The sequence below is a fragment of the Rugamonas sp. FW305-51 genome, from assembly GCF_058786935.1.
In genome coordinates this window covers 69,934-86,793 of the sequence record NZ_JBYSZG010000022.1, presented here as the reverse complement: position 1 = coordinate 86,793, position 16,860 = coordinate 69,934, and the positions used below count along the sequence as shown (strand labels likewise).

Sequence of the window (16,860 nt, the reverse complement as noted above, 5' to 3'; positions counted from 1 at the left end):
AGCTGGCGTCCCCAGGGGGATTCGAACCCCCGTACTCACCGTGAAAGGGTGATGTCCTAGGCCTCTAGACGATGGGGACCAGGAACTGCCACTACTTAGACCCCATCATTTCTGCGCTTATTGGTGGAGGTAAGCGGGATCGAACCGCTGACCTCTTGCATGCCATGCAAGCGCTCTCCCAGCTGAGCTATACCCCCCGGGCGCAGAAATAATAAAAGCCGCATTCGCGACTTTTGTTTTCACTACTTGTTGCTATCCAGCTTGAAGCCAAACATCAAACAATCAGTACAAACAACGTCAAACTACATCTACTGCTTTACAACCTTGGCGTCCCCAGGGGGATTCGAACCCCCGTACTCACCGTGAAAGGGTGATGTCCTAGGCCTCTAGACGATGGGGACTGCGAACAACCAATACTGCCTCTTTAACACTGCCAGGACCAACTACATCCTGGTGCTGGTGGAGGTAAGCGGGATCGAACCGCTGACCTCTTGCATGCCATGCAAGCGCTCTCCCAGCTGAGCTATACCCCCGTGTGCTGCAGAAACAAGAGTATAGCAAGAATGTCGTTTTCTGCAAATACCCTTTTGCAACTTTGCTGGTTTATTCTCAAATTCTTTAAAAACAAAAATCAGAGAAACTTGGCCAGGCGCGAGAGAATAGCCTCTCTGCCGAAAATTTGCAAGACCGAATCGATGGCAGGCGTTTGCAACTGGCCCGTTACGATCAGGCGCAATGGCATGGCCATCTGCGGCATCTTCAAGCCATGCGCGGCCAGCACTTCCTTGATCATGGCCGACAAAGCTTCCTTGGTCCACTCCACCGTCTTGCAGCGCTCGGCGAATTGCGCCAGCGCCGGCTCCACCGCTTCCGTCAGGTGCTGCGCCAGCAGCGTCGCATCGGGCTTGGGCTCGCGGTAGAACAGCATGGCGGCATCGGCCAGTTCGTTGATGGTGTTGACGCGCTCCTTCATCAGCGCCAGCACGGCCGGCAGTTCGGGTGCGCCGTCGAAGTCGGCACCATCGGCCACCATGCGCGACATGGCCAGGTTGGCCAGGCGCTCGTTATCGGCCTGCTTGATATAGTGATTGTTCAACCACGCCAGCTTTTCGTTGTTGAACTGGGCGGCCGAACGGGTCAGGTGGTCCAGGTTGAACCACTGGCAGAACTGCTCCATCGAGAACACCTCGTCGTCGCCGTGACTCCAGCCCAGGCGCGCCAGGTAGTTCAGCATCGCTTCCGGCAGGTAGCCCTGGGCCGGGTAGTCCATCACACTGACGGCGCCGTGGCGCTTGGACAGCTTCTCGCCGTCCGCACCAAGGATCATCGGCAGGTGGCCATACAGCGGCAGCGGCGCGCCGATCGCGCGCAGGATGTTGATCTGGCGCGGCGTGTTGTTGACGTGATCGTCGCCGCGCAGCACGTGGGTGATGCCCATGTCCCAGTCGTCCACGGCCACGCAGAAGTTATAGGTCGGCGTGCCGTCCGGGCGCGCGATCACCAGGTCGTCCAGCTCCTTGTTGGAGATGGTGATGGCGCCCTTGACCACGTCGTCCCAGGTCACGTCGCCGTCGAGCGGGTTCTTGAAGCGCACCACGGGCTTGCGGTCGGCGGGGACGGCCGGCAGGGTCTTGCCCGGCTCCGGACGCCAGGTGCCGTCGTAACGGGGCTTGTCGCCGGCCGCGCGCATGCGCTCGCGCATCGCTTCCACTTCTTCCGGCGACGAATAGCACAGGTAGGCCGTGCCCTCTTGCAGCATCTGCGCCACCACTTCGCGGTAACGATCCATGCGCTGCATCTGGTAGAACGGGCCTTCGTCGTGATTCAGGCCCAGCCACTGCATGCCGTCGATGATGGCTTGCACCGCGGCCGGCGTGGAGCGTTCCAGGTCGGTGTCTTCGATACGCAGCACGAAGGTGCCGCCGAAGTGGCGGGCGAAGGCCCAGGAGTACAGCGCCGTGCGGGCGCCGCCCAGGTGGAGGTAGCCGGTAGGGCTGGGAGCGAAACGGGTACGGACTGGCTTGGCGGGTGCGATGGTCATCGAAGTAAGAAAGCTTGTATGTAAAAGAAGCTATTTTACCGCGTTGCCGGACGATCGCGAACAGGGAGGCGCCTTAGCCTGCATCAGCACCGCCCCTCCCCCGCTTCGCTAGAATTCTTCAGACACTGCAGAACGGAGCACCGCAATGAACACAGAGCAATTGATCGGCTACGCCCTCCCGGCAATTAAACCGCCTTTCGACCACACCTATGTCGTCAGTAGCGATGGCCACGTCTGGCCCTGCTGTGGCAGAGCCGTGGGTGGGCGGATAATTTGCGCCGGGCGCGGCGAGTTAGCTATTGCGTGCTGCCTGGCACAAAGCGATCTATTGGCGGGAGTCATATATGGGGTCACTGGCATGTGCCACCAGATCGCCAACCGCATTCTCTATCCGGCCGCGACAACTGTCGCTAACGCGCGCGGCTATCGTGTGTCCGTAGTAGTATTTGGTGAATATGGGAAGAATCCCGAAAACGGACGGCGCTATGCGCCGCCCGTGCTTGCTTGGCCGGAACTGAAGCTTTGCTGGCCATCCCTTTCTCAAGGAGGGAAGACATGACGCAAAACGAATTATTTGCCACCAGAATGAAGGAACTCTATCGCCAGCAGCAAATCGAAGGTGCGTGTATCGACATGCGGCGCGCTACCCTGGTGGCGATGGCGGACGTGTTCATAGGACCGGATTTTGATTTCGACAAGATTGACGCCATGGAACGGCTACAAACTGCGCTGGACCAGCGTATGGTCGAACTATATCGTCAATTGGAATGCGAACAAATCCGTGCCGGTGAATATGTCGACGCGGCGAACGACCAAATCAGCCAATTCTCGCGCAATTGCGAACAACTCATCGGTAGCGAAGACTTTCGCAAACTATTTGATGTTTCAGCTGCCGAGTTGACCCACCTGATCGACAAGGACACATTTCTCGCAACTCGCCAGCCCGCCTGCTGACGACTGGCGCCCCATGCGCAGAAGCACGAAGCGCCAGTAAGCCTTACTTGACGGTGACTTTGATGCTGTTGCTCAGTTCCGGCCCATAGGACTGGTGCGCGCCGTTGGCGAACTGCAGGGTCAGCGTGTAGCTGCCGGGCGGCAGCTTCACTTCCGTTTCCGTCTGGCCCTTGCCGAAGTGGAGATGGGTTTCATCAAACGGCACCGATTCGCCGGCCTTGATGGCGGCCGCGTTGATCAGCAGGTGGTGGTGGCCCGTGTTGGCGCTCATGTCGCCGGCCGGCTTCACGTCCATGCCGGCCACGCCGAACTTGACCTTGAACGGGCTACTGACGGTGGCGCCGTCAGCCGGCTCGACGATCCTGACCGACTGGGCTTGGGCTTGTGCGCCGGCCGCCATGCCGGCCATCAGGACCACGGCGGCCGCTGCGCGGCACATCATGCTTGTAGCTATTTTCATTGCGGGCATCTCCAGGTTAAACCACGGGGTCAAACTACGGCAGCATCAATCGTTCTTGATCACGATGCTGGGGAACTTGCTGGTCATGTCCTTGGCCTTCTCCGACACCTGCACCGCGATCTTGCGGGCGATATCCTTGTAGATGGCGGCCACCGGGCCGTCCGGCTCGGCCACCACGGTCGGCTTGCCGGAATCGGTCTGCTCGCGGATGGCCATGGTCAGCGGCAAGGCGCCCAGGAACTCCACGCCGAAGTCCTTGCACATTTTCGCGCCGCCGCCGGAACCGAAGATTTCCTCAGCATGGCCGCAGTTGGAGCAGATGTGGGTACTCATGTTCTCCACGATACCGAGGATGGGGATGCCCACCTTCTCGAACATCTTCAGGCCCTTGCGCGCGTCCAGCAGCGCGATGTCCTGCGGCGTGGTGACGATCACGGCGCCCGTCACAGGCACCTTCTGCGACAGCGTGAGCTGGATGTCGCCCGTACCCGGCGGCATATCGACGATCAGGTAGTCCAGGTCGCGCCAGTTGGTCTGCTCCAGCAGCTGTTGCAACGCCTGCGTAACCATGGGGCCGCGCCACACCATCGGCTCGTCCGGATCGATCATGAAGCCGATCGACGACACCTGCAGGCCGTAGTTTTCCAGCGGCTCCATGGTCTTGCCGTCTTTCGTCTCGGGCCGGCCGTTCACGCCCAGCATCATGGGCTGCGATGGGCCGTAGATGTCGGCATCGAGCACGCCGACGGAGGCGCCCTCGGCGGCCAGCGCCAGCGCCAGGTTGACGGCGGTGGTCGACTTGCCCACCCCGCCCTTGCCGGAAGCGACGGCGATGATGTTCTTCACGTTGGGCATCAGCTTCAGGCCGCGCTGCACCGTGTGCGAAATGATCCTGGACTGCACGTTGACGGTCACGGCGCCGGCGCCGGGCAGCGCCTGCAGGGCCGTCACGATGCTGGCGCGGATGGCGTCGAACTGGCTCTTGGCCGGGTAGCCCAGCTCGATATCGAGCGAAATGGCGCCGCCTTCGACCTTGACGTTCTTCACGGACTTGCCCGTGACGAAGTCCTTTGTTGTATTCGGATCTACCACTTTTGACAATACCGCTTTGACGTCTTCTGCTGTGATGCTCATGAAAATCTCCGTAAGTGATGCAGCAGTCTAGCGCAAAATAGCCGAAATTACAGGATTGCCCCTGCCGCGGAAGTGCGCATTCCGCACATCCGCTGTTAAAATGCTTCCTTTATCCACCCACAAAGTGCATCAATCATGACCCGCAAGCTGTTCGTCACCACTGCCCTGCCTTATGCCAACGCCGCCTTCCACATCGGTCACATGATGGAGTACATCCAGGCCGACATCTGGGTACGCTACCAGCGAATGCAGCGCGACGGCGACCGCCAGCGCGAAGTGCACTTTGTCGGCGCCGACGACACCCACGGCACGCCGATCATGATCGCGGCCGAAAAGGAAGGCATCACGCCGCAGGAATTCGTGGCCAAGATCGCCGCCGGCCGGGCCCAGTACCTGGACGGCTTCCACATCGCCTTCGACAACTGGTACTCCACCGATTCGCCGGAAAACGTCGAACTGTCGCAGGGCATCTACCGCAAGCTGCGCGAGGCCGGCCTGATCTCGACCAAGGTGGTGGACCGCTTCTTCGACCCCGTCAAGGGCATGTTCCTGGCCGACCGCAACATCAAGGGCGAGTGCCCCAAGTGCGGCGCCAAGGACCAATACGGCGACAACTGCGAAGTGTGCGGCGCGGCCTACCAGCCGACCGAACTGGTGAACCCGTTCTCCGTGTTCACCGGCTCCACGCCCATCCTCAAGCCGTCCGAACAATACTTCTTCAAGCTGTCCGACCCGCGCTGCTTCGAGTTCCTGCGCGACTGGCTCAACACGCCGGGCCGCCTGCAGCCTGAAATGGTCAACAAGGTCAGCGAGTGGCTGGGCGAGGCCGGCGAGAAGCTGGCCGACTGGGACATTTCGCGCGACGCGCCCTACTTCGGCATCCCCATCCCTGACGCGCCGGGCAAGTTCTTCTACGTGTGGCTGGACGCGCCGGTCGGCTACCTGGCCAGCCTGAAAAACTACTGCCAGAAAAAGGGCATGGACTTCGACGCCCTGCTCAACGACCCGGCCACGGAACAGATCCACTTCATCGGCAAGGACATCGTCTCGTTCCACCTGCTGTTCTGGCCCGCCATGCTCAAGTTCGCCGGCCACCCCGTGATCGACAAGCTGAAAGTGAACGTGCACGGCCACCTGACGGTCAACAACGAAAAAATGTCCAAGTCGCGCGGCACCGGCATCTCGCCGCTGCGCTACCTGAACCTGGGCATGAATCCGGAATGGCTGCGTTACTACATCGCCTTCAAGCTCAATTCGAAGGTGGAAGACCTGGACTTCACGGGTGACGACTTCGTGGCCCGCGTGAACTCGGACCTGATCGGCAAATACGTCAACATCGCCAGCCGCTGCGCCGGCTTCATCGCCAAGAAGTTCGACGGCAAGCTGGCGGCGTCGCTGTCCGACAACGCGCAAGCGTGGATCAAGCGCGCCCTGGTCACCGACGCCGGCGCCGAGCGCCAGGCCAGCATCGCCACCCACTTCGAGGCGCGCGAGTTCGGCAAGGCCCTGCGCGAGATCATGGAAGTGGCCGACATCACCAACCAGTACGTGGACGACAACAAGCCATGGGTACTGGCCAAGGACGAAGCCAAACTGGCCGAATTGCACGACGTCTGCACCACCGCCCTGATCCTGTTCCGCCAGCTGACCATCATGCTGTCGCCGGTGCTGCCAGGCGTGGCCGCCAACGTCAGGAAGTTCCTCAACGATGCGAAGCTGGTGTGGGCCGACACCGAGGTGTCGACCGGCGCCGTGTGGAACACCATGCTGGGCCGCACCATCGGCGCCTACGACCACCTGATGAAGCGCGTCGAGCCGAAGATGATCGAAGACCTGTTCGACGCCCCGGCGCAAATGGCGGCGGCGGGCGGCGCCGCAGGCGTAAGCGCCGCCAAGCCTGAGAAGGCCGCCAAGGCCAAGGCGGCGCCGGCGGTTGCCGTCACCGACACCGGCATCGAAGTGATCGCGCCGGAAATCTCGGTCGACGATTTCTTCAAGGTCGACCTGCGCATCGCCAAGATCGTCAATTGCGAACACGTGGACGGCTCGGACAAGCTGCTGCGCCTGACGCTGGACGCGGGTGAGGGACGCATGCGCAACGTCTTCTCCGGCATCAAGTCCATGTACCAGCCGGAGGACCTGATCGGCAAGCTGACCGTGCTGGTCGCCAACCTGGCGCCGCGCAAGATGAAGTTCGGCGTCTCCGAAGGCATGGTGATGGCCGCCTCCGCGGTTGATGAGAAAGCCAATCCCGGCATTTACATCCTCAACCCGTGGCCCGGTGCCACGCCGGGCATGCGCATCAGCTAACGGAACAGACCAAGGCAGCCGCATGAACATCCTGGTGCGCGAAGCGACGGCAGACGATGCAAAACTGATCGCCGGACTCACGCGCGCCGCGTGGGCCGGCAAAGTCAGCGTCACTTCCAGCGGCCACCGCGAAACCGCCGTCCTCGTCGCGCAGCACCTGCGCGACGGCGGCGGTTTTATTTTGCTGGTCGACGACGAGCCGGTCGCCTCCGTGCGCTGGTTGCCGCTCGATGCGGAACCGGACGTGTGGGAAGTGGCGCGCATGGGCGTGCTGCCCGGCCACCGGGGCCGGCATCTGTCCGAGCACCTGCTGGAAGCGGTGATCCACCACGCGCTGGCCACCGGCATCGCCGAAGTGCGGCTGGCCGTGCGCAGCGACCAGCCCAAGCTGATCGACTTCTACGCGGCCTTCGGATTCGACCTGGCCGAAGAACTGGAATACTCGCACGCCAACCCGCTGGAACCGGCGCCGCTGGTCATGCGCCGCCTGCTGCGGCGCTGACCTCCAGAAAATGGGGACGTAACCCCACTCTCTGGCGGGCGGCTCAATCGGTCACTTCGAACGCAGCCGGGTCGAGCGCGGCCAGCGTGCCGGCGCCGTTGCGGACGGGGCGGACGGCCTGCAGCTCCAGCCGCTCGCGCAGCTTGGCCAGGTAGTCGGCGCGGCAGCGGCGCAGCGCGAAGTCGCGGAAGTTGTCGTGCTCCAGGTCGTGCCAGGCCTGCTCGCGGCCCGCGTCGGAGTGGGCCTTCGCTTTCACCTCCATGGCCGGCGTGATGAGCGTGTCGCATGCCGTCATCGGGGTGTAGCCGTAACGCTGCATGTACTCGGCCGTTACCGTTTCGATCACGCCGATCTCATCCAGCGTCAGCTGCTGCTTGAACTTGTCGGCGTGGGCCGGGATAGGCGCATAGCAGTTCGACGACCACAAGGCCGACAGCTGGGCGATCTGGCGCGCTTCCTGCGAGTGGGCCACGTCCAGCATCTTCGGCTGAAACTCGATCTCCATGAAGCGGCACAGCGCCTGCAGCGTGGCCTGCTGGTGCGACAGGAAGTCCTCGTAGCGGATGGTGAGCACGCGCTGCGGATAGCGCTGCATCACGGCGTCGGCCGCGCGGTGCGCCGCCAGCCAGGTGCGGGCGTTGAGCAGCGTGTCGAAGTCGTGGATGATGGCGCGGTTCATCGAGGCCACCTGCGCGCGCGGGTCGCGCACCACGTTCACGAACAGCATGTCGGGCAACAGCGTCATCAGCTCGTCGGCGTAATGCACGCTGTCGAGCGACTTGTCCATCACCACCCCGGCCTGCTGCGCCTCGCCCGAACGCAGCAGCAGTTCCCACACCACGCGGTGCACGCTGCGCGGCTGGTTGCGCAGCGTCTCGAAGATCTCCACCGGGTCGAACACCAGTTGCGGCCACTTGACCATGCTCACGGCCTGCAGCCCCACCACGTCCACCACCAGCCGGAAATAGGCGCGGTCGTCGGCCAGGTCGCCGTACAGCGGCAGCAGCGGCATGAAGTCGACGATATGCAGCGGATATGGCGAATAGAACTGCGGCGACATGTTCAGGCGCAGGCGCAGCGCGTGGCTGCCGCAACGGCGCAGCGGGATCATCATGACGGGACGCGGACGCTTGCCCTGCTGGGCCGGTTGTGTATCGGACTTCATTGCACTCTCCATGCGAACTGACGGTGTGTCGGAAAAAAATCGGTGCTAGGCCGCCGGGCAGCCCATGCCTTCAAGCTCGAAATGCTGGCGGAACTGGTCGATGAACTGCGCCAGCTGCGCACCCGGCAGGCGGTTGATGCCGGCCGCCGCCATGCGCCCGCCGCCCGTGTCGAAGCGGCGGCACAACTCACAGGCGCTGTAGACGCCGGGCAGGCCGGAACGCACGCTGACCACGTAGCTGCCATCGGGCCGCTCGCCCAGGATGGCGAACGAGGCGCCGGGATGCTGCGCCGCCAGCCGGTTGGCCAGCACCCCGCTGATGCGGCGCGCCCACGGCGCGTCCGGCAGCAGGTAGACGGCGCCGCCGCTGCGCTCCCAGTGCGGCCGCAGTGCCTGCAGCCGGGCACAGTCGTCGTGGTAGCCGGCGCACAGGGCACGGTAGTCGTCGCTGTCGGCGATGAACTGGAACGGGTCGGCATAGCCGGCCAGTGCGCGGTACAGTGCGGCCGGCGCCATGTGCAGGTCGGCCACGCTGTCGCCATAGGCGTTGTAGTTGATGACCTGCCCCAGCTGGGCCAGGGCGGCCGCGCCGTCCTCGCGCACGCCGGCGCCACGCGCCAGCGCACAGGCGACGCCCATCAGGTTGTCGCCGTAGGCGGCCACCACGGCCCAGCGCCGGTAGCGGCCACCGAGCTGGCGGTCGACCAGGATGCTGGTGCATACGTCCGGCGCCGGATCCCAGTGCAGGCGCAGGCCGGGATGGGGGAAGGCTTCGTCGGCCGCGTGATGGTCGTAGTAGTCGACTGTCGCGCCGCCGTCCAGCACGCGCCGCAGTTCGGCCGTATTGGCGTCCAGCGATATGTCGAGCACCACCACGTAACCGGCGCCGCCGGGCACCTGGCGCAGCAGTTCGATGTCGCGCTTGACGCCGGTCACCAGCACGGCGTCGTCGGCCGGCCGGGCCAGCCGCAGCTGGTGCAGCGCGCAGATGCCGTCGGCGTCGCCGTTGAACACGTCGTAGCGCGCGGCGGGGGTAAAGGATGCGGGCGTCATGGCGTCAGATGTAGCGCTTGGCCAGATGCTCGAACAGCAGCGCGCAGGCGCGCGCCAGCGGCACGCTGCCCGTGTCGATGGTCAGGGCCGGATGCTCGGGCGCCTCGTACGGCGCCGAGATGCCGGTGAATTCCGGGATCAGCCCGGCCCTGGCCTTACGGTACAGGCCCTTGGGATCGCGCTCCTCGCACACGCCGCACGGGGTGCTGATATGGGTCTCGATGAAGTCGTCGGCGCCGATGATGTCGCGTGCCAGTTCCCGGTCGCGCCGCAGCGGCGAGATGAAGGCGGCAATCACGATCAGGCCCGCGTCGTTCATCAGCCGCGCCACTTCGGCGCTGCGGCGGATATTCTCCTGCCGGTCCTCCGGCGTGAAGCCCAGGTCGCGGTTCAGGCCATGGCGCAAATTATCGCCGTCGAGCACATAGGCCGGACGGCCCGCCTCGACCAGCATCTTTTCCAGCGCGCTGGCCAGGGTCGACTTGCCCGAGCCGCTCAAGCCCGTCAGCCAGACGGTGGCCGCGCGCCGCCCCACCCCGCCCATGCGGGCCTGGGCCGTGACCTGGCCCGCATGCCAGTAGATGTGCGGCGCGTGGCCGGCCGCCGGTTCCGGATTGCGCAGCAGCGCATCCAGCTTGTCCAATTTGGTCATTTCTCACTCCTGACCGGTCTCGCAGGCCGGCATTCTCGTTAAAGGCTGGCCACGGGGGCCGCTGACAGAACTGCTGGAACTGCTAGAACTGCTCCCACTCGGCATCGGCCGGCTGGGCGGCACGCCGCGCGGCGGCGCCGGCGGTGATCGCGCGGCGCGGCGCCGGCGCCGGCTTGCGCGCGGCCACCTTCACCGGCGCCACCGGCTGCTGCAGCACCTGCAGCGCGGGCCGCAGCGCCCGTCCCGCCTCCGTCTCGAGCCGGAAGATGCCCACCACTTCGGTCAGGCTGTTGGCCTGGTCGCGCATGGCCTGGGCGGCGGCGGCGGCCTCCTCCACCAGCGCCGCGTTCTGCTGGGTCACCGTGTCCATCTGCATCACGGCCTTGTTGATCTGCTCGATACCGCTGGACTGTTCCTGGCTGGCCGCCAGGATCTCGGACATGATCTCGGTCACGCGCCGCACGCTGTCGACCACTTCGTGCATGGTCGATCCGGCCTGCTCCACCAGGCGGTTGCCCGCCTCCACCTTGTCCACCGAGTCGCCCACCAGTTCCTTGATCTCCTTGGCGGCGGCGGCCGAACGCTGCGCCAGGTTGCGCACCTCGGTTGCCACCACGGCGAAGCCGCGCCCCTGCTCGCCGGCGCGCGCCGCTTCCACCGCCGCGTTCAGGGCCAGGATATTGGTCTGGAACGCGATGCCGTCGATGACGGCGATGATGTCGCCTATCTTGTGGGCCGACAGGTCGATGGCGGCCATGGTATCGACCACCTGGGCCACCACGGCGCCGCCGCGCACGGCCACGTCCGAGGCCGACACGGCCAGCCCGTTGGCGGCGCGCGCGTGGTCGCTGTTGATGCGCACGGTGCTGGTCAGCTCTTCCATCGACGACGCCGTCTCCTCCAGCGTGCCGGCCTGCTGCTCGGTGCGCGAGGACAGGTCCAGGTTGCCCGAGGCGATCTGCCCGGCCGCAGTGGCGATGGTCTCGGTGCTGCTGTGGACCTGGCTGACGATCAGCGCCAGGCTGTCGCGCATCGATTTCATGGCGTGCAGCAGGCTGTCCGTGTCGCCGTCGCGGGTCTCGATAGTGATGGCCAGGTTGCCGGCCGCGATCTGGCCGGCGATGGCGGCCGCTTCGGCCGGCTCGCAACCGAGCTGGCGCACCACGCCGCGCGTGATCAGCACGGCCGCCGCCACGCTCGTCAACATGGCCAGCAGGCCGATCACCAGCATCTGGGTGCGGGCCGCCGCGTAGGCGCTGGCCGCCTCGCTGGTGGCCGTATCGTTCTGCTTTTCTTCCACCGCGATCAGCTTGCGCAGCAGTTCCCACCAGGCCTTCTGCACGGGGCGGAACTGGTAGCGCAGCAGCTGGTAGGCCTCATCCTGCTTCTGTTCCAGCGCCAGTCCCGCAGCCTTCTCGATATACGGCAAGGCCAGCTGGCCCTGCTTGCGGATCTGGTCCAGCAAGTCCTTTTCCTCGGCCGACGTGCCGGGCATGACGAACATCTGCCCCAGCTTGTCCTGGGCCGCCGCATACTTCTTGGCCTGTTCGGCGATGCGGTCCACTTCAATCTGGATTTCCTTTGCTTCTTTCAGCAGGATCAGGTTGCGCAGCGCCAGCGCCCGCTCCGTCACCGTCAAGTCCATGGCCGATGCGAGCCGGGTTTCCACGTCGTTGACCTTGGTGATATCGTCCAGCCGCTGCTGGATCTGGCTCATGCTCGACAGGGCCAGTCCGATGATCGCCATCAGCAGCAGCGACACCACGCCGAAGCCCAGGCCCAGTCGCTTGGCGACTCCCATGTTACGCAAATTCATGCTCACCTCCTGAACACTGCGATCCACGTCCTGGCAACCATGCAGCCTGTGCATATCGGACGACATGAACTGATCTTAGTTGATTCCGTACGGCAAAATTATCTCGAAAAATCACGGACGGGCGCGCAAGCAACGGCGTCAAGATAGGCATTGACCTTGATCGAATTCATGCTTGATTTCTGCAGCGCCAGCTGGCCATAGGTGCGGCACCGCAATCGGCCCGTTTGTGGCTTGCGGCATGCAAGAGAATAAGGTGCAACTAAGATGTTTGAAGGCAATTTTTAGCAGTGGCGGCCACCCGCGCTAACGGTTACCAGCCCGACATGTTTTGATATGAATCAAACTATTTTTCGAACGGCAGACCTATAGTCCATGCATCTCCATCCCGTGGCGAAAGGCAGCACCATGTACACCAGCCAGCCTCCCCAGCAAAACGTGGTCCGCATCATCCAGGACGAGCATGCCAACCTGGCGGCCGTCATCCACTGCATGCAGCAGTTCGTGCGGACGCTGGGCCAGGGCGCGGCGCCGCCCGACCTCAAGCTGATGCGCGCCATGCTGCTGTATGTGATCGACTTTCCGGAGCGGGTGCACCACCCGAAGGAGGAAGAGCAGCTGTTTGCCCGCCTGCGCCAGCGCACCCACGACGTCGACAGCACCCTCGATGAACTGGCCCGCCAGCACCAGCGTGGCACGGAGCTCACGCGCGCGCTCGAACATGCGCTGGTGCGCTACGAATTCCATGGCGAGGCGGCCCTGCCGGCACTGCGCACCCAGGTTGAGGAATACGGCAAGTTCTTCTTCGACCACATGCAACTGGAAGAACAGGTGGTGCTGCCGGCCGCCTTGCGCAGCCTGACGGAGGCCGACTGGATCGTCATCGACCTGGCGTTTTCCGCCAACCGCGATCCCCTGACGGGCGTCCCCATCAAGGGTGACTTTTCCCGGCTTTACCAATTGATCGTCAACGCCGCCCCCGCCGTGCACTGAGCACGGGCGCCGGCGGCCGCCTGTCGCCGATTGTCAAGCGCATGATGGTGGTTGCGCACCTTTTTTCTGGCATTGTCGCGCCACGCTAACAGCGCATTGCATGATGGTACGTATGCACCTACAATCGTTGCCGGCCCTCCGCCGCCTGCGCTCCTGCAGACGCGCCTCCTGTCCCTACAAAGGAAACGCCCGACAATGTCTACCCTGGTTCGCGCCGCCGTACTGACCAACTATCTGGAAGTGGCCCAGCATCTGGGCCTCAATGCGCAGGCCGAACTGGCCCGGGTCGGCATGAACCGCAAGATGCTGCAAGACCCCGAGCAGCCCATCCCCATCGCCAGCGCCGTGCAGTTGCTGGAGAACTCGGCCAACGACAGCGGTTGCCAGACCTTCGGCCTGCGCATGGCCGAATCGCGCCAGTTCTCCGACCTGGGCGCCGTCAGCCTGCTGCTGTCGCACCAGCCCACGCTGCGCGACGCGCTGCACGTGCTGGTGCAATACCGTCACCTGCTGAACCGCTCGCTGGCCCTGTATGTGGAAGAAGCGGGCGACCTGGTGATCATCCGCGAAGAAGTGGTCAACGATGACCCGGTGCCCTGCCGCCAGGCCAACGAACTGGCCATCGGCGTGATGGCGCGCATGTGCGCCACCCTGCTGGGCCAGCACTGGCGGCCCGTGAGCGTCAATTTCACCCACGACGCGCCGGACGACCTGCGGCTGCACCGCCGCCTGTTCGGCTGCCAGGTGCAGTTCGGGGCCGAGTTCAACGGCATCGCCTGCCCCGCCGCCGCCTTCGACGCGCCCAATCCGAACGCCGATCCGGCCATGGCCCGCTACGCCCAGCGCTTTGTCGACTCGCTGCAGGACCAGGGCGATCCATCGATCGCGCACGAGGTGCGCAAGGCCATCTACCTGCTGCTGCCCATGGGACGGGCGACGATAGAACAGATCTCGCAGGCACTGGGCATGAACGTACGCACGCTGCAGCGCCGCCTGGGCGAATGCGACGCCAATTTCAGCGACTTGATCAACGAAGTGCGGCGCGAACTGGTGCAACGCTACATGAACAATCCCAGCTACTCGCTGGCCCGCATCGGCGACCTGCTGGGCTACTCGCTGCCCAGCAGCTTCACGCGCTGGTTCGCCACCCAGTTCGGCGCCACGCCGGCGGCCTGGCGCAGCGAGCATGGCAAGCCATACCAGCAGCCCGTATAAGCACAAAGGCCGGCATCAGCCGGCCTTTGTATGGCGAAGGTGCCGCGCGCCTTACGTGGCCCAGCGCATCATCGCCATCACCAGCGCGGCCAGGAACACCGTCTCGCCCACCATCAGCGCGATCGGCTTGATGCCGACGGCGGCCAGCTCCTTCAACTGCGTCTTCATGCCCAGCGCGCTGATGGCGATCACCAGCGCCCAGCGCGACAGCTCGTTACCGGCGTGCTGCACGGCGGCCGGCACCCAGCCAGTGCTGTTGACGCAGGCCAGCACGAAAAAGCCCACCGCGAAGCTGGGCAGCAGCGGCGGCCGCTGGCTGCCCGCCTGCGCCCCCTGGGCCCGCGTGATGAGGGCCGCGCACAGGATCACGGGCAGCAGCATGGCCACCCGCATCAGCTTGACGACGGTGGCCGCGTCGCCCGTCTCGCGCGACATGCTGTAGCCGGCGCCCACCACCTGGGCCACGTCGTGGATGGTCCCGCCCAGGAACACACCGGCTTGCAGCGGCGACAGCGCGAAGAAGTTGGCGATCATGGGATAGGCGATCATGGCCGTCGTCGACAGGGCCGATACGCCGATCACCGTGAACAGGGTGGCCTTTTCCTTTTGCTCGTGGGCCGGCAGTGCGGCCGCCAGTGCCAGCGCCGCGGAGGCGCCGCAGATGGCCGTGGCGCCGCCCGTCAGCAGGCCAAACAGGCGATTAAAGCCCAGCAGCCTGGCCACCACCACCGACAGCAAGATAGTAACGGTGACGACGACCACCACCAGCACCACCGGCTTCCAGCCCAGCGCGGCCATCTGGGCCAGCGTCAGCCGCAAGCCCAGCAGCGCCACGCCCAGGCGCAGGATGGTGCGTGCCGTGTATTCGATACCCGGCTTGCACTGCCCTTCGCCGGACAGGAAGTTGAGCGCCATGCCCAGCAGCAGCGCAAACAGCATCACGGGCGCGCCGTAATGCTCGGACAGGAAGCTGGCCGCCGCCGCCACCATGGCGCTGACGATGAAGCCGGGCGCCAGCTGGCGCACGCGCGCATTGAGGCTCGAAAAAACAGCATGCATGGCTAGATGTCCTCGTCGGGCAGCGTCAGGTAGACGCCGTCCGCTTCAATAGTGATGGGATACACGGCCACCTTCATCTGCGGCACGTTGGCCAGGCTGCCCGTGGCCAGATGGAAGCGCAGCCCGTGCGCCGGGCATTGCACGTACGGCCCGTCAAGCTTGCCGCCGGCCAGCGAAGCGCCCTGGTGCGGGCAACTGTCGGCGATGGCGTAGTACTTGCCGCCCACGTGGAACAGGGCCACGCAGTGGCCATCGATGCGCAGCACGGCGCGCCCGCCGTCCGGCGGCAAGCGGGCCGCCTCCAGCGCCACGCGCCGGCTCATGGCGCCACCGCGCCGGCCTGTTCCAGCGCGGCCAGCATGGCCGCCAGCAGCACTTCGGGCGGCTGGGCGCCGCTCAGCGCCAGCTTGCCGTTGATGGCGTAGTACGGTACGCCGCCGCTGCCGTTGCCCGCACCGTCGGCCTGGAACGGCTCGGCCGCGCCCAGCATCAGCGGTTCCAGCTCGGCGCGCGCGATGCCACAGGCCAGGCCGTGGGTCAGCAGGACGGCCGGGTCGCCCACGTCCTCGCCGCGCTGGAAGTAGCCGGTGAACAGGCGCTCCAGCAGTGCGTCATGCTGGGCGGCGCTGCCGTTGCGGGCCGCGTGCTGCAGCAGGCGGTGCGCGTCGGCCGTGTTGGGCATGGTGCGGATGCGGCCGTATTCGATCTGCACGCCGGCCGCTGCCGCCGCCTCGCTGACCTGGGCCTGGCGCCGGCGCACGGCCGTGTCCCCGCCCAGGCGCTGGCGGTAGAAGTCCATGAAATTCCATCCTGCGGCCGGCGCATGGGGCAGCAGCTGCACGCCGCGCCAGTGCACATGCAGCGCCACCTCCGGCGCGCACGCGCGCAGGCGGGCCGTGGCGGCCTGCAGGTTGCGCAGGCCGATCAGGCACCAGGGACAGATCACGTCGAAACCCACTTCGATCCGCAATACGCGCTTCATGCCTGCACCTCCAGCGTGCGGGCACGCACCACCGCGGCGGCGGCGGCCGCGCCGGCGGCGCAGCGGGCGTCATCCTCGTAATGGCGGCGGGCGTACCAGAACACGGCGGCGGCGGCGATACTGAGCAAGGGCACCAGCTGGAAGGCCGTGGCCAGGCCCAGGTGGTCGGCCAGCACGCCCGTCACGAACGGGCCGGGGGCCAGGCCCAGCAGGTTGTTGGCCAGCGTCAGCGTGGCGAAGGCCGTGCCGTGGATGGAACGGTGGGTCAGGTTGGCCACCATGGCGCCGGCCGGCCCCGTGGTGCCGGCGGCCAGGAACATGCCGGCCCCGATCAGGGCCAGCTGCAGCGCGCCCGGCGTCATGGCGAAGGCCACCGACAGCAAGGCGCAGCTGCCCAGGCAGTAGGCGATGGCCAGCGTGATCTTGCGCGGCGGCGAATGGCGGCACATGCGGTCGCTCAGCATGCCGCACAACACCATGCCGGCGCCGCTGGCCAGCACCACCAGCGCCGCGCCGGCATGGTGTTG

The 16,860-nt window shown here is 65.2% G+C and carries 17 protein-coding genes and 4 tRNA genes; 6 read left to right on the top strand and 15 right to left on the bottom strand.

Annotated features, from left to right (window positions below):
* Positions 1–3: 3 nt before the first annotated feature.
* From AC3WOS_RS16460 to gltX, 5 genes are all read right to left on the bottom strand, one after another.
* Positions 4–79 (bottom strand) — tRNA-Glu (locus tag AC3WOS_RS16460).
* Between the two features lie 42 nt (positions 80–121).
* Positions 122–197 (bottom strand) — tRNA-Ala (locus tag AC3WOS_RS16455).
* A gap of 128 nt (positions 198–325) precedes the next feature.
* Positions 326–401: transfer RNA gene (locus tag AC3WOS_RS16450), tRNA-Glu, on the bottom strand.
* A gap of 56 nt (positions 402–457) precedes the next feature.
* Positions 458–533 (bottom strand) — tRNA-Ala (locus AC3WOS_RS16445).
* A 98-nt stretch (positions 534–631) separates the two neighbouring features.
* Entirely contained in the window at positions 632–2,041 is a 1,410-nt protein-coding gene (gene gltX, locus AC3WOS_RS16440) for a glutamate--tRNA ligase (RefSeq protein ID WP_492717097.1), read from the bottom strand.
* Positions 2,042–2,186: 145 nt separating this feature from the next.
* Here gltX and AC3WOS_RS16435 point away from each other — a divergent pair, with 145 nt between their 5' ends.
* On the top strand, positions 2,187–2,600 hold the full coding sequence (locus tag AC3WOS_RS16435) for a hypothetical protein (RefSeq protein ID WP_492717096.1): 414 nt from the start codon (positions 2,187–2,189) through the stop codon (positions 2,598–2,600).
* Positions 2,597–2,995 (top strand): hypothetical protein, encoded by a 399-nt coding sequence (locus AC3WOS_RS16430; RefSeq protein ID WP_492717095.1) that lies wholly within the window; start codon positions 2,597–2,599, stop codon positions 2,993–2,995. The genes AC3WOS_RS16435 and AC3WOS_RS16430 overlap by 4 nt, the downstream gene beginning before the upstream one ends.
* Positions 2,996–3,038: 43 nt before the next feature.
* Here AC3WOS_RS16430 and AC3WOS_RS16425 read toward each other — a convergent pair whose 3' ends face one another.
* Together AC3WOS_RS16425 and apbC are read right to left on the bottom strand one after the other, a co-directional pair.
* On the bottom strand, positions 3,039–3,437 hold the full coding sequence (locus tag AC3WOS_RS16425; RefSeq protein WP_492717107.1) for a DUF4399 domain-containing protein: 399 nt from the start codon (positions 3,435–3,437) through the stop codon (positions 3,039–3,041).
* A gap of 63 nt (positions 3,438–3,500) precedes the next feature.
* The gene (gene apbC, locus AC3WOS_RS16420; RefSeq protein ID WP_492717094.1) at positions 3,501–4,589 is read right to left on the bottom strand and encodes an iron-sulfur cluster carrier protein ApbC; all 1,089 of its coding nucleotides are present in this window, start codon (positions 4,587–4,589) and stop codon (positions 3,501–3,503) included.
* 135 nt (positions 4,590–4,724) lie between these two features.
* Here apbC and metG point away from each other — a divergent pair, with 135 nt between their 5' ends.
* Both metG and AC3WOS_RS16410 read left to right on the top strand, forming a co-directional pair.
* Positions 4,725–6,899, top strand: coding sequence for a methionine--tRNA ligase (gene metG / locus AC3WOS_RS16415; protein WP_492717093.1), 2,175 nt, complete (start codon positions 4,725–4,727; stop codon positions 6,897–6,899).
* 22 nt (positions 6,900–6,921) lie between these two features.
* Positions 6,922–7,401 carry a GNAT family N-acetyltransferase gene (locus tag AC3WOS_RS16410; protein ID WP_492717092.1) on the top strand — a complete coding sequence of 160 codons (480 nt, stop codon included), beginning with the start codon at positions 6,922–6,924 and terminating at the stop codon, positions 7,399–7,401.
* A gap of 43 nt (positions 7,402–7,444) precedes the next feature.
* Here AC3WOS_RS16410 and AC3WOS_RS16405 read toward each other — a convergent pair whose 3' ends face one another.
* The 4 genes from AC3WOS_RS16405 to AC3WOS_RS16390 form a co-directional block, all read right to left on the bottom strand.
* Positions 7,445–8,566, bottom strand: coding sequence for a sulfotransferase family protein (locus tag AC3WOS_RS16405; RefSeq protein ID WP_492717091.1), 1,122 nt, complete (start codon positions 8,564–8,566; stop codon positions 7,445–7,447).
* Positions 8,567–8,611: 45 nt separating this feature from the next.
* Positions 8,612–9,619: a DHH family phosphoesterase gene (locus AC3WOS_RS16400; RefSeq protein ID WP_492717090.1), complete on the bottom strand. Its 1,008-nt coding sequence runs from the start codon at positions 9,617–9,619 to the stop codon at positions 8,612–8,614.
* A gap of 4 nt (positions 9,620–9,623) precedes the next feature.
* Positions 9,624–10,271: an adenylyl-sulfate kinase gene (gene cysC, locus AC3WOS_RS16395; protein WP_492717089.1), complete on the bottom strand. Its 648-nt coding sequence runs from the start codon at positions 10,269–10,271 to the stop codon at positions 9,624–9,626.
* A gap of 82 nt (positions 10,272–10,353) precedes the next feature.
* Positions 10,354–12,087 (bottom strand): methyl-accepting chemotaxis protein, encoded by a 1,734-nt coding sequence (locus tag AC3WOS_RS16390; protein WP_492717088.1) that lies wholly within the window; start codon positions 12,085–12,087, stop codon positions 10,354–10,356.
* Between the two features lie 372 nt (positions 12,088–12,459).
* Here AC3WOS_RS16390 and AC3WOS_RS16385 point away from each other — a divergent pair, with 372 nt between their 5' ends.
* Together AC3WOS_RS16385 and AC3WOS_RS16380 are read left to right on the top strand one after the other, a co-directional pair.
* A complete protein-coding gene (locus tag AC3WOS_RS16385; protein ID WP_492717087.1) occupies positions 12,460–13,077 on the top strand; it encodes a hemerythrin domain-containing protein in 618 nt (205 codons plus the stop codon).
* A 195-nt stretch (positions 13,078–13,272) separates the two neighbouring features.
* A complete protein-coding gene (locus AC3WOS_RS16380) occupies positions 13,273–14,292 on the top strand; it encodes an AraC family transcriptional regulator (protein ID WP_492717086.1) in 1,020 nt (339 codons plus the stop codon).
* A 51-nt stretch (positions 14,293–14,343) separates the two neighbouring features.
* Here AC3WOS_RS16380 and AC3WOS_RS16375 read toward each other — a convergent pair whose 3' ends face one another.
* From AC3WOS_RS16375 to AC3WOS_RS16360, 4 genes are all read right to left on the bottom strand, one after another.
* Complete coding sequence (locus tag AC3WOS_RS16375; RefSeq protein WP_492717085.1) at positions 14,344–15,351, bottom strand: YeiH family protein; 1,008 nt, start codon at positions 15,349–15,351, stop codon at positions 14,344–14,346.
* A 2-nt stretch (positions 15,352–15,353) separates the two neighbouring features.
* Positions 15,354–15,674 carry a Rieske (2Fe-2S) protein gene (locus AC3WOS_RS16370; RefSeq protein WP_492717084.1) on the bottom strand — a complete coding sequence of 107 codons (321 nt, stop codon included), beginning with the start codon at positions 15,672–15,674 and terminating at the stop codon, positions 15,354–15,356.
* On the bottom strand, positions 15,671–16,333 hold the full coding sequence (locus tag AC3WOS_RS16365; protein ID WP_492717083.1) for a DsbA family oxidoreductase: 663 nt from the start codon (positions 16,331–16,333) through the stop codon (positions 15,671–15,673). The genes AC3WOS_RS16370 and AC3WOS_RS16365 overlap by 4 nt, the downstream gene beginning before the upstream one ends.
* Positions 16,330–16,860: MFS transporter (locus AC3WOS_RS16360; RefSeq protein ID WP_492717082.1), on the bottom strand; the 531-nt coding region annotated here is incomplete at its 5' end. The genes AC3WOS_RS16360 and AC3WOS_RS16365, both read right to left, overlap by 4 nt.